General features: G+C 65.9%; 9 protein-coding genes. All 9 read left to right on the plus strand.

Going from position 1 to position 12,527, the window contains the following annotated elements:
* Nucleotides 1-319 precede the first annotated feature (319 nt).
* The 9 genes from ACZ5MJ_RS06210 (at nt 320) to ACZ5MJ_RS06250 (ending at nt 12,527) form a co-directional block, all read left to right on the plus strand.
* The gene (locus tag ACZ5MJ_RS06210; protein WP_464222952.1) at nt 320-3,172 is read left to right on the plus strand and encodes a 2-oxoglutarate dehydrogenase E1 component; all 2,853 of its coding nucleotides are present in this window, start codon (nt 320-322) and stop codon (nt 3,170-3,172) included.
* Nucleotides 3,173-3,261: 89 nt separating this feature from the next.
* On the plus strand, nt 3,262-4,509 hold the full coding sequence (gene odhB / locus ACZ5MJ_RS06215) for a 2-oxoglutarate dehydrogenase complex dihydrolipoyllysine-residue succinyltransferase (protein ID WP_464222954.1): 1,248 nt from the start codon (nt 3,262-3,264) through the stop codon (nt 4,507-4,509).
* Between the two features lie 103 nt (nt 4,510-4,612).
* On the plus strand, nt 4,613-6,037 hold the full coding sequence (gene lpdA / locus ACZ5MJ_RS06220) for a dihydrolipoyl dehydrogenase (protein ID WP_464222955.1): 1,425 nt from the start codon (nt 4,613-4,615) through the stop codon (nt 6,035-6,037).
* 118 nt (nt 6,038-6,155) lie between these two features.
* Nucleotides 6,156-7,253: a cell division protein ZapE gene (gene zapE / locus ACZ5MJ_RS06225; protein ID WP_464222957.1), complete on the plus strand. Its 1,098-nt coding sequence runs from the start codon at nt 6,156-6,158 to the stop codon at nt 7,251-7,253.
* A gap of 105 nt (nt 7,254-7,358) precedes the next feature.
* The gene (locus tag ACZ5MJ_RS06230; RefSeq protein ID WP_464222958.1) at nt 7,359-9,926 is read left to right on the plus strand and encodes a heavy metal translocating P-type ATPase; all 2,568 of its coding nucleotides are present in this window, start codon (nt 7,359-7,361) and stop codon (nt 9,924-9,926) included.
* A gap of 2 nt (nt 9,927-9,928) precedes the next feature.
* Entirely contained in the window at nt 9,929-10,075 is a 147-nt protein-coding gene (gene ccoS, locus ACZ5MJ_RS06235) for a cbb3-type cytochrome oxidase assembly protein CcoS (RefSeq protein ID WP_010809469.1), read from the plus strand.
* Nucleotides 10,076-10,230: 155 nt separating this feature from the next.
* Nucleotides 10,231-11,679: a cytochrome-c oxidase, cbb3-type subunit I gene (ccoN, locus tag ACZ5MJ_RS06240; protein ID WP_464222962.1), complete on the plus strand. Its 1,449-nt coding sequence runs from the start codon at nt 10,231-10,233 to the stop codon at nt 11,677-11,679.
* Between the two features lie 18 nt (nt 11,680-11,697).
* On the plus strand, nt 11,698-12,360 hold the full coding sequence (gene ccoO, locus ACZ5MJ_RS06245) for a cytochrome-c oxidase, cbb3-type subunit II (protein WP_464222965.1): 663 nt from the start codon (nt 11,698-11,700) through the stop codon (nt 12,358-12,360).
* A gap of 2 nt (nt 12,361-12,362) precedes the next feature.
* The gene (locus ACZ5MJ_RS06250) at nt 12,363-12,527 is read left to right on the plus strand and encodes a cbb3-type cytochrome oxidase subunit 3 (RefSeq protein ID WP_042886423.1); all 165 of its coding nucleotides are present in this window, start codon (nt 12,363-12,365) and stop codon (nt 12,525-12,527) included.

Here is a 12,527-nt window from a genome sequence, read left to right on the forward strand (position 1 = left end):
GCGAGGGTGTTGCTAATTCGCTGAATACGCAAGGAATTGTCGCTTCGGCGTGTTTCGCATCGCGAAAAGCCCACATTGGTCAAACGCAATTCGTGCTATCCTTACCGTCGTGAAGACTTTAGGTCCTTCCCCGCACAACTTGCCCTTTCGGGCCCTGTGAGGAAGCCATCACACGCGGCACCCAGGCGGTGCCGTTTGCGTAGGCGCTTCAGTCGGGCTCCCAAGAGTTGTTTGCGATCCGCTAACCGGTCAAGCCGTGTCGCGGAAGGTTGAATAACCCGCTGAACTCCGGCATTCCCGGAGAAAAGTGAGCGTCCCCATGATGCAGCAGTATCAGAGCAACTCGTACCTCTTCGGCGGTAACGCCCCGTATGTCGAAGAACTGTACGAAGCCTACCTCCAGAACCCCGCCTCGGTTCCCGACAATTGGCGCGCGTATTTCGACGCCATGCAGAACGTTCCTGCGGTCGACGGCACCAGCGCCCGGGATATCGCCCACGCCCCCATCGTTGCCTCGTTCGCCGAGCGCGCCAAGCAAGGCCCCATCAAGACCATCGTTGCCTCGGCCGATTCCGACATGGGCCGCAAGCGCGTCGCTGCCACCCAGCTGATCGCCGCCTACCGCAACATCGGTTCGCACTGGGCCGACCTGGACCCGCTCAAGCGCCAGGAGCGTCCGCCCCTGCCGGATCTGGACCCGGCGTTCTACGGCTTCTCCGAAGCAGACCTCGATATCGTCTTCAATGCCAGCAACACCTACTTTGGCAAGGAGTCGATGAGCCTGCGCGAGCTGCTCAACAACCTGCGCGAAACCTACTGCGGCACCATCGGTTTCGAATTCATGTACGTGAGCGACCAGGCGCAGAAGCGCTGGTGGCAGGAGCGCCTGGAAACCACGCGTTCCAAGCCGGTATTCACGCTGGAAAAGAAGCAGCACATCCTGGACCGCCTGACCGCGGCTGAAGGCCTGGAGCGCTTCCTGCACACCAAGTACGTCGGCCAGAAGCGCTTCTCGCTCGAAGGTGGCGAAAGCTTCATCGCCGCCATGGACGAACTGATCCAGCACGCCGGCAGCAAGGGCGTGCAGGAAATCGTGATCGGCATGGCCCACCGCGGCCGCCTGAACGTGCTGGTCAACACCCTGGGCAAGATGCCCGCCGACCTGTTCGCCGAATTCGAAGGCAAGCACGTCGACGACCTGCCGGCCGGTGACGTCAAGTACCACAAGGGCTTCTCGAGCGATGTCTCGACCGAAGGCGGCCCGGTCCACCTGTCGCTGGCATTCAACCCGTCGCACCTGGAAATCGTCAACCCGGTGGTCGAAGGCTCGGCCAAGGCCCGCCAGGAACGCCGCGGCGAAGTCGGCCACAAGGAAGTGCTGCCGGTGCAGGTGCACGGCGACGCGGCCTTTGCCGGCCAGGGTGTGGTGATGGAGACGCTGAACCTCGCGCAGACCCGCGGCTACGGCACGGGCGGCTCGATGCACATCGTCATCAACAACCAGATCGGCTTCACCACCTCCGACCCGCGCGACGCCCGTTCGACGCTGTACTGCACGGACGTGGTCAAGATGATCGAGGCCCCGGTGCTGCACGTGAACGGCGACGATCCCGAAGCCGTGGTGTACGCCATGCAGCTGGCCGTGGACTTCCGCATGGAGTTCAAGAAGGATGTCGTGGTCGACATCATCTGCTTCCGCAAGCTGGGCCACAACGAGCAGGACACCCCGGCGGTCACGCAGCCGCTGATGTACAAGAAGATCGCCCAGCACCCCGGCACGCGCAAGCTGTACGCCGACAAGCTGGCCGCGCAGAGCCTGGTCCCGGCCGAGTTCGGCGACGAGAAGGTCAAGGAATACCGCGCCGCGATGGACGCCGGCAAGCACACCGCCGACCCCGTCCTGTCGAACTTCAAGAACAAGTTCGCCGTGGACTGGATGCCGTTCCTGAACCGCAAGTGGACCGATGCCGCCGACACCGCCGTGCCGGTGACCGAGCTCAAGCGCCTGGCCGAACGCATCACCACCACCCCGGAACACCTGAAGCTGCACCCGCTGGTGGAAAAGGTCGTCAAGGACCGCGCCAACATGGGCCGCGGCGACCAGCCGCTGGACTGGGGCATGGGTGAGCACCTGGCCTTCGCCTCGCTGGTGTCCTCGGGCTACCCGGTGCGCATCACCGGCCAGGACGCCGGCCGCGGCACCTTCACCCACCGCCACGCCGTGCTGCACGACCAGAACCGCGAGCGCTGGGATGCCGGCAGCTACGTGCCGCTGCAGAACGTGTCGGAGAACCAGGCACCGTTCACGGTGATCGACTCGGTGCTGTCCGAAGAAGCCGTGCTCGGCTTCGAATACGGCTACTCGGCCGCCGAACCGAACGCGCTGGTGATCTGGGAAGCCCAGTTCGGCGACTTCGTCAACGGCGCCCAGGTGGTGATCGACCAGTTCATCTCGTCGGGTGAAGTGAAGTGGGGCCGTGCCTCCGGCCTGACGCTGATGCTGCCGCACGGCTACGAAGGCCAGGGCCCGGAACACAGCTCGGCCCGTATCGAGCGCTTCCTGCAACTGTGCGCGGACCACAACATGCAGGTCTGCCAGCCGACCACGCCGGCCCAGATCTTCCACCTGCTGCGCCGCCAGATGATCCGTCTGTTCCGCAAGCCGCTGGTGATCATGACGCCGAAGTCGCTGCTGCGTAACAAGGACGCCGTGTCGCCGCTGTCGGACCTGGCCAAGGGCCACTTCGAGACGGTCATCGCCGACCACGAAGAGCTCAACGCCAGCAAGGTCAAGCGCGTCATCATGTGCTCGGGCAAGGTCTACTACGACCTGGTCAACACGCGCAAGGAACGCGAGGCCAACGACGCCGCGATCATCCGCCTGGAACAGCTGTACCCGTTCCCGCACAAGGCCGTGGCCGCGGAGCTGAAGAAGTACCCGAACGCCACCGAAATCGTGTGGTGCCAGGATGAGCCGCAGAACCAGGGCGCCTGGTTCTTCGTGCAGCACTACATCATGGAAAACATGACGGATGGCCAGAAGCTCGGTTATGCCGGTCGTCCCGCGTCGGCTTCGCCGGCGGTGGGCTACTACGCAAAGCACAACGAGCAACAGAAGGCACTGCTGGATGCTGCCTTCGCCAAGCTCAAGGGCTTTGTTCTGACCAAGTAATCCCGCGGCAGCCACGGCGGCGCGCGCAGGCGACCGCCGTGGCATTGCCAGCATAAAGACAACACGCATAACACGAGGAATTCACAACCATGGCTATCGTTGACGTCAAGGTTCCGCAGCTCTCCGAATCGGTCGCCGAAGCGACCATGCTCAACTGGAAGAAGAAGCCAGGTGAAGCTGTTGCCCAGGACGAAATCCTGATCGAAATCGAAACCGACAAGGTCGTGCTGGAAGTGCCGGCCCCGTCGGCAGGTGTCCTGTCGATTATCGTCAAGAACGACGGCGACACCGTCGTGGCCGATGAGATCATCGCCAAGATCGACACCGAAGCCACCGCTGGCGCCGCCGCGCCGGCCGCGGCTGCCCCCGCCCCGGCCGCTGCCGCCCCGGCACCGGCTGCTGCCGCTCCGGCCGCCGCCGGCGCCGTGGCAATGCCGTCTGCTGCCAAGCTGATGGCCGAAGCTGGCTTGTCGGCTGGCCAGGTTGCCGGCACCGGCAAGGACGGCCGCATCACCAAGGGCGACGTGCTGGGCGCGGCCGCCGCTCCGGCTCCCGCCGCCAAGGCTGCCCCGGCTCCGGCCGCCAAGCCGGCGCTGCAGCAGGTTTCGGCTCCGGTCGACTTCGCCGCGCTGGGCGACCGCCCGGAAGAGCGCGTGCCGATGAGCCGCCTGCGCGCCCGTATCGCCGAGCGCCTGCTGCAATCGCAAGCCACCAACGCCATCCTCACCACCTTCAATGAAGTGAACATGAAGCCGGTGATGGACCTGCGCAACAAGTACAAGGACCGCTTCGAGAAGGAACACGGCGTGAAGCTGGGCTTCATGTCGTTCTTCGTCAAGGCCGCGGTGCACGCGCTGAAGAAGTTCCCGCTGATCAACGCTTCGATCGACGGCAACGACATCGTCTACCACGGCTACTTCGATATCGGTATCGCCGTGGGCTCGCCGCGCGGCCTGGTGGTGCCCATCCTGCGCAATGCCGACCAGATGAGCCTGGCCGACATCGAGAAGAAGATCGCCGAATTCGGCGTCAAGGCCCGTGACGGCAAGCTGTCGCTGGAAGAGCTGACCGGCGGTACGTTCTCGATCTCCAACGGCGGCGTGTTTGGCTCGATGCTGTCGACCCCGATCATCAACCCGCCGCAATCGGCCATCCTGGGCGTGCACGCGACCAAGGACCGCCCGGTGGTGGAAGACGGCCAGATCGTGATCCGCCCGATGAACTACCTGGCGATGTCCTACGACCACCGCATCATCGACGGCCGCGAAGCCGTGCTGGGCCTGGTCGCCATGAAGGACGCGCTGGAAGATCCGGCCCGCCTGCTGCTGGACCTGTAATCAACCGGTCCCCCCGCGCACGCTGTGCCGTGCGCGGGGCGCGCTCCCCCGTGATGACGGCGCGCCGGCACAAGCTGCCGCCGGCGCCCAACAAGGAATTCCCATGAGCAAACAATTCGACGTGCTGGTGATCGGCGCCGGCCCCGGCGGCTACATCGCCGCCATCCGTGCCGGCCAGCTGGGCCTGAACGTGGCCTGCTGCGAAGGCAATCCGTATGACGATCCCAAGGGCGAAGCCCGCCTGGGCGGCACCTGCCTGAACGTGGGCTGCATCCCCTCCAAGGCGCTGCTGGCTTCCTCGGAAGAGTTCGAGAACGTCCAGCACCACCTGGGCGACCACGGCATCACCGTGGGCGACGTCAAGGTCGACGTGGCCAAGATGCTCAAGCGCAAGGACGATATCGTCGGCAAGATGACCAAGGGCATCGAGTTCCTGTTCCGCAAGAACAAGGTGACGCTGCTCAAGGGCTACGGCAAGTTCGTCGGCAAGACCGCCGAAGGCTTCCAGGTCGACGTCGCCGGTGAAGTCGTGACCGCCAGGCAGGTCATCATCGCCACCGGCTCGAAGGCCCGCCACCTGCCCGGCATCAAGGTCGACAACGACCTCGTCAGCGATAACGAGGGCGCGCTCAAGTTCCCCGCAGTGCCGAAGAAGCTGGGCGTGATCGGCGCCGGCGTGATCGGCCTGGAGCTGGGCTCGGTGTGGCGCCGCCTGGGTGCCGACGTGACCGTGCTGGAAGCGCTGCCCGCCTTCCTGGGCGCCGCCGATGAAGGCGTGGCCAAGGAAGCGCAGAAGCAGCTGACCAAGCAGGGCCTGAAGTTCAGCCTCGGCGTGAACGTGAATGAAGTGACGACCGGCAAGAACGGCGTCACCGTCAAGTACACCGACAAGGACGGCGCCGCGCAGACGCTGGAAGTCGATCGCCTGATCGTGTCGGTCGGCCGCGTGCCGAATACCGACAACCTGGGCCTGGACGCCGTCGGCCTGGCCGCGGACCAGCGCGGTTTTATCGAGGTGGACGACCACTGCGCCACCAAGGTGCCGGGCCTGTGGGCCATCGGCGACGTGGTGCGCGGCCCGATGCTGGCGCACAAGGCCGAGGACGAAGGCGTGGCCGTGGCCGAGCGCATCGCCGGCCAGAAGCCGCACATCGACTACAACTGCGTACCGTGGGTGATCTACACCTTCCCGGAAATCGCATGGGTAGGCAAGACCGAAGCACAGCTCAAGGCCGAAGGCCGCGAGTACAAGGCCGGCCAGTTCCCGTTCATGGCCAACGGCCGTGCCCTGGGCATGGGCCATGCCGACGGCTTCGTCAAGATGCTGGCCGACGCCAGGACCGACGAGATCCTGGGCGTGCACATCGTTGCCGCCAACGCCTCGGACCTGATCGCCGAAGCCGTGGTGGCGATGGAGTTCAAGGCCGCCAGCGAGGATATCGGCCGCGTCTGCCATCCGCACCCGTCGATGTCGGAAGTCATGCGCGAAGCAGCGCTGGCCGTCGACAAGCGTCAGCTCAACATGTAAGACAGATGTCTTGCGTTGCCTGAGTACCGGCGCGCCGCATTTGCGGCGCGCCGTTTTCACTTGCGGGGTGCCCCCGGGGAACCCGCCAGCCTGAACCCGCCAGCCTGAACCCGCCAGCATGAACGTCACCGAGTACTACCAGAAGGAACTGAAGGAGCGCGGCTACCAGTCCGACGAAGCGCAGCTTCGCGCCGTGGCCAGGCTGCAGCAGTGCTACGACGAATGGGTGGCCTACAAGAGTCGCCGCAACAACGCGCTGAAGAAGCTGCTGGTCCATCCCGATGTGCCCAAGGGGGTCTACATGTGGGGCGGGGTAGGGCGCGGCAAGTCCTTCCTGATGGACAGCTTCTATTCCTGCGTGCCGGTGGTGCGCAAGACGCGGCTGCACTTCCACGAGTTCATGCGCGAGGTGCACCGCCAGCTGGAAGAGCTGCGCGGGCGTCCCGATCCGCTGGACGAGCTGGCCAGACGCATTGCGCGCCGCTTCCGGCTGATCTGCTTCGATGAATTCCACGTCAACGACGTCGCCGATGCGATGATCCTGCACCGCCTGCTGCAGCAACTGTTCGAGAACGGCGTGCAGTTCGTGATGACCTCCAATTACCGCCCGGACCTGCTGTACCCGGATGGCCTGCACCGCGACCGCGTGCTGCCCGCCATCGCGCTGCTGCAGCAGAAGCTGGACGTGCTCAACGTCGACGCCGGCATCGACTACCGCAAGCGTGCGCTGGAACAGGTGCAGGCCTACCACACGCCGCTGGATGCCAAGGCCAACTCGGCGCTGCGCGACGCTTTCACCTCGATCGCCGGCGTGGCCGACGAATCGCCGCTGCTCCATATCGAGCACCGTGAGCTGCGCGCGCTGCGCAAGGCCAACGGGGTGGTGTGGTTCGACTTTGCCACGCTGTGCGGCGGCCCGCGCTCGCAGAACGACTACCTGGAACTGGCCTCCCAGTTCCACACCGTGATCCTGTCCGACGTGCCGCACATGACGCCGCGCATGTCGTCCGAGGCACGCCGCTTCACCTGGCTGATCGACGTGTTCTACGACCACAAGGTCAAGCTGCTGATGTCGGCTGAAGTGCCCGCGGACGAACTCTATACCGAAGGCCAGATGGCCAATGAGTTCCATCGGACGGTATCGCGCATCATCGAGATGCAATCGCGCGAATACCTTGAATCCGAGCGCCGCGTCATTGACACGACGCTCACCTGAGCGTTGTTTTACTGCCCGGCATGACGATAGCCGGGCCGCATTGACCAATATCAAGGTCGATTCGGGGACCCGCATATACCCTCCACTGGGTAGAACAAGGTTCCCATGTCGCCGCCCCCAGTCACCAGTCCTTCGGCCAGCTTGCTGGCGCCATTCCCGCCGGCCATCGATCGCGATGCCGTGGGCACGGCCGCGGCCGGCGCCGGCGCGCGGCTGGCCTGCTTCCATTGCGGCCTGCCCGTCACCGACGTCGAGCCGCTTGCCGCCGAGCTGGACGGCAGCCGCCGGGTGTTCTGCTGCGGCGGGTGCCAGGCCCTGGCGCAGACCCTCCATGCAGCCGGTTTTGCCCATCTCTATGGGGATGAAGCCCGCTTCGCCCGCCCCATCGACGACGACGCCCGGCGCGAGGCCGAGCCGATCTGGGCCGCTTACGACACCCCGGAACTGCGCACCCAGTTTGTCCGCCCGCTCGACGGCGGCCGCGCCGAGATCACGCTGGCGCCCGAGAATATCCGTTGCGCCGCCTGCGCCTGGCTGATCGAACAACACCTGAGCCGCCAGCCGGGTGTGGAGTCCGCGGTCGCCAACGTGGCCACGCGCCGCGTGGTGGTGCGCTGGCGCGAAGGCGCCCAGTCGGTGGCGGGGCTGCTGGCCGCGCTGGCCGGCATCGGCTACATGGCCTGGCCGTTCGAAGTCTCGCGTACCGACCAGCAGGACCGGCGCGCGCGCCGCGGGCTGCTGATGCGCATGGCCGTGGCCATGCTCGGCATGATGCAGGTCATGATGTATGCGTGGCCGATCTACACGCACGAAGCCACCATCGACCCCGGGCAACTCCAGCTGATGCGCTGGGCCAGTTTCGCGCTGACATTGCCGGTGGTGTTCTATGCCGCCTCGCCGATCTTTGCCGGCGCCTGGCGCAGCCTGCGCCAGCGCCATATGGGCATGGACGTGCCGGTGGCGATCGGCATCGGCGCGGGCTTTGCCGCCAGCGCGCTGGCCACGGTGCGCGGCGTGGGCGAGGTCTATTTCGATTCGGTGACGATGTTCGTCGCCTTCCTGCTGTTGGCCCGCTACCTGGAGCTGCGCGTACGCCAGGCCTCGCGCAGCGGCGCCGAGATGCTGGCGCGCCAGTTGCCGGCCACCTGCGAGCGGCTGGCCGCGACCGGTGCCGCCGGTGAGCGCGTCCCGGTCGCGCGCCTGCGCACGGGTGATCTCATCCGCGTCAAGGCCGGCGAGATCGTCCCGGCCGATGGGGCCGTGGTGGCAGGCGCCAGCGAACTCGATGAATCCATGCTGACCGGCGAGAGCCGCCCGGTACGCCGCGCGGCAGGCGAAACCGTGCTGGCCGGCAGCTTCAACACGGCCAGTCCACTCGAATTGCGCGTGACCCGCGTCGGCGCCGGCACCCGTCTCGCCGAGATCGTCGCGGTGCTGGACCGCGCGCTGGCGGAGAAGCCGCGCCTGGCGACACTGGCCGACCGCGTCGCGGGCTGGTTCGTGGCGACGCTGCTGGCGCTGGCGGCGCTGACGGGCGTGGTGTGGGGCCTCTGGATCGATCCGTCGCGCGCCTTGCTGGTGACGATCGCGGTGCTGGTCGTCAGTTGCCCTTGCGCATTGTCGCTGGCCACGCCGGCAGCACTGGCTGCAGCCGGTGCGGCGCTGTCGCGGCGTGGCGTGCTGCTGACGCGCGGCCATGCGCTGGAAACACTGGCGCGCGTCACCGACGTGGTGCTCGACAAGACCGGCACGCTGACCGAAGGTCGCTTTGCGGTAGCGGCGGTCGAGCCGCTGGCCGACGCCGATCGGGCCCGATGCCTGGCACTGGCCGCGGCGATGGAGCGCGGCGGCGAGCATCCGATCGCGCGCGCACTGGTGGCCGCGGCGCAGGACAGCGCCGGCATGCCGCTGCAGGTCAGCGGCATGCGCAATGTCCCGGGCCAGGGCCTGGAGGCGGTCGTGGCCGGCCGCCGGCTGCGCCTGGGCCGTGCCGATTATGTCGCGGCGCTGGTGGCCGACGGCCCGCCAACGCGCGCAGTGTCCAGCGACCCCACCCATCCCGGTGCGACCGTCGTCTGGCTCGGTGCCGAAACCGGGCTTCTGGCGCGCTTCATCTTGGCCGATGTCGAGCGGCCGCAGACCCCCGAGTTGCTTGCACGCCTGCACGCACTGGGTGTGCGCTGCCATCTGGTCTCGGGCGACAACGTCGCGGCGGTGCACTGGTGGGCATCGCAATTCGGCATCAGCCGCGTGGCCGCGGAGGTCACGCCCGAAGGCAAGCGCGACTACGTGGCGCGGCTGCAGCAGGGCGGGGCGGTGGTGCTGGCCGTGGGCGATGGCATCAACGACGCGCCGGTGCTGGCGCAAGCGCAGGTGTCGATTGCCATCGGCAGCGGCGCGCCGCTGGCCCAGGCCGGCGCGGATGCGGTGCTGACGCATGGGGGTGTGGCCGAGATCGCCACCGCGCTCGCGGTATCGCGCCAGACGCGCCGCGTGGTGCGCCAGAACCTGGGCTGGGCCTTCTTCTACAACGTGGTCGCCATTCCGCTGGCGGCGACAGGGTTGGTCACGGCATGGATGGCCGGCGTCGGCATGTCGCTGTCGTCGTTGCTGGTGGTCGCCAATGCCTGGCGCCTGCTGCGCGCGGGCAAGCCGCGCCACAAGGGAGCCTGACGATGGAAACGCTTTACCTGCTGGTGCCGATGAGCCTGGTGCTCGTGGTGGTCATCGCAGGCGCGCTGTGGTGGGCCCTTCATGCCGGGCAGTACGACGACCTGGACCGGCCCGCCGAATCGATCCTGCTGGACAACGACAAGCCCTGAATCCGCGGCAAAAGCGGGCCTCCGACCGGGGCCTCGCATGCAGGTTCAACGCGTGTCCGGAGCGACTTGATAAAGATCAACGCGCCCGCGGCACAGTTTTCCTAAAGTCACGCTGTCAGTAGGTTTTTTCTCTTCTCTAAGCTTTGGGGGTCTGAATGGATGTCACTGCCGCGTCTTCACGCGTCGACACCTTCAATTACGGCGTCGTAAGACAGTTCGCTGTCATGACGGTAGTCTGGGGGATCGTCGGCATGGCCGTCGGCGTGCTGCTGGCAGCACAGCTGATCTGGCCCGAACTCAACTTCAACACGCCCTGGCTGTCGTTCGGCCGGCTGCGCCCGCTGCATACCAATGCGGTGATCTTCGCCTTCGGCGGCAGCGCGCTGTTCGCGACCTCCTACTACGTGGTCCAGCGCACCTGCCAGGCCCGCCTGTTCTGCGGCCCGCTCGCCGCGTTCACGTTCTGGGGCTGGCAACTGGTCATCGTCGCGGCCGCCATCACGCTGCCGCTGGGCATCACCAGCTCCAAGGAGTACGCCGAGCTTGAATGGCCCATCGACCTGCTGATCACCGCGGTCTGGGTGGCCTACGCGATCGTGTTCTTCGGCACCATCGTCAAGCGCAAGACCCGGCACATCTATGTCGCCAACTGGTTCTTCGGCGCCTACATTCTGACCATCGCGCTGCTGCACATCGTCAACAACATCGAGATGCCGGTGTCGATGTGGAAGTCCTACTCGGCCTATGCCGGCGTGCAGGACGCGATGATCCAGTGGTGGTACGGCCATAACGCCGTGGGCTTCTTCCTGACCACCAGCTTCCTGGGGATGATGTACTACTTCATCCCCAAGCAGGCCGAACGCCCGATCTACTCCTACCGCCTGTCCATTGTCCACTTCTGGGCGCTGAACTTCACCTATATGTGGGCTGGCCCGCACCACCTGCAATACACCGCGCTGCCGGACTGGGCGCAGTCGCTCGGCATGGTGTTCTCGCTGATCCTGCTGGCGCCGTCCTGGGGCGGCATGATCAACGGCATCATGACGCTGTCGGGTGCCTGGCACAAGCTGCGCACCGACCCGATCCTGAAGTTCCTGGTGGTGGCGCTGTCGTTCTACGGCATGGCCACGTTCGAAGGCTCGATGATGTCGATCAAGACGGTCAACGCGCTCTCGCACTACACCGACTGGACCATTGGCCACGTGCACTCGGGCGCGCTGGGCTGGGTCGCAATGATCTCGATCGGCTCGCTCTACTACCTGATCCCGCGGCTCTTTGGCGAAAAGCAGATGTACAGCGTCCGCCTGATCGAGTGGCATTTCTGGATCGCGACCATTGGCGTGGTGCTGTATATCGCCTCGATGTGGATCGCCGGCGTGATGGAAGGCCTGATGTGGCGCGCCACGCAGCCTGACGGCACGCTGACCTATGCCTTCGTCGAGGCGGTCAAGGCCAAGTACCCGTTCTACCTGATTCGCCTGCTGGGTGGCCTGTGCTTCCTGTCCGGCATGCTGCTGATGGCCTACAACGTGCTCAAGACCATCGTCGGCAAGCGCGCCGTGGATGCGCCGATCCCGGCCAGCATCACTGCCTCTGCCCACTGATCAATCCAGGATAGAAAGATGTCCGACAAACAACGCTTCTTTTCCCACGAAACGCTGGAGAAGAACATCGGCTGGCTGATCATCTGCACGATCCTCGTGGTCAGCATTGCGGGTCTGGTCCAGATCGTGCCGCTGTTCTTCCAGCACTCCACCACCGAGCCGGATCCGGGCATCACGCCGTATTCGCCGCTGCGGCTGATGGGGCGCGATATCTATATCCGCGAAGGCTGCGTCGGTTGCCACTCGCAGCAGGTGCGCACGCTGCAGGCCGAGACCGAGCGCTATGGCCATTACTCCACGGCGGGCGAGTCGGTCTACGACCACCCGTTCCTGTGGGGCTCCAAGCGTACCGGTCCCGACCTGGCGCGCGTGGGCGGGCGCTACTCGGATGACTGGCAGCGCATCCACCTGCGCAATCCGCGCGACGTGGTGCCGGAATCGGTGATGCCGTCGTACCCGTGGCTGGAAAAGGCCGAGTTGCCCACCAACGATATCCAGGCCCGCATGCGCGCGCTGGTCCGCCTGGGCGTACCTTACACCGACGCCGAGATCGGCAAGGCACCGGAAGCGCTCAAGGGCAAGACCGAAGAGGACGCGCTGGTTGCCTACCTGCAGGGCCTGGGCACCAACCGCCGCAATGTGCGCGTGGATTCCGCCGCGGCAGCGGCGCCCAAGGAGTAACCATGGCCATGATCACTGCCATTGCGACCGTCGTGTCGATGGTCGTCTTCCTGGGGATCTGCTGGTGGGCCTGGTCGGCCGGCCGGCAGGCCGCCAACCGGGAATCCGCCATGCTGCCGTTCGCGCTGCCTGACGAACCTACGACAACATCGAGCCGGAACACCTAG

The organism is Cupriavidus sp. LA-1 (genome assembly GCF_055385985.1).

Coding starts and splice junctions, on each gene's coding strand:
- ACZ5MJ_RS06210 (WP_464222952.1), top strand. CDS start 320: ATGATGCAGCAGTATCAGAGCAACTCGTACCTCTTCGGCGGTAACGCC.
- odhB (WP_464222954.1), top strand. CDS start 3,262: ATGGCTATCGTTGACGTCAAGGTTCCGCAGCTCTCCGAATCGGTCGCC.
- lpdA (WP_464222955.1), top strand. CDS start 4,613: ATGAGCAAACAATTCGACGTGCTGGTGATCGGCGCCGGCCCCGGCGGC.
- zapE (WP_464222957.1), top strand. CDS start 6,156: ATGAACGTCACCGAGTACTACCAGAAGGAACTGAAGGAGCGCGGCTAC.
- ACZ5MJ_RS06230 (WP_464222958.1), top strand. CDS start 7,359: ATGTCGCCGCCCCCAGTCACCAGTCCTTCGGCCAGCTTGCTGGCGCCA.
- ccoS (WP_010809469.1), top strand. CDS start 9,929: ATGGAAACGCTTTACCTGCTGGTGCCGATGAGCCTGGTGCTCGTGGTG.
- ccoN (WP_464222962.1), top strand. CDS start 10,231: ATGGATGTCACTGCCGCGTCTTCACGCGTCGACACCTTCAATTACGGC.
- ccoO (WP_464222965.1), top strand. CDS start 11,698: ATGTCCGACAAACAACGCTTCTTTTCCCACGAAACGCTGGAGAAGAAC.
- ACZ5MJ_RS06250 (WP_042886423.1), top strand. CDS start 12,363: ATGGCCATGATCACTGCCATTGCGACCGTCGTGTCGATGGTCGTCTTC.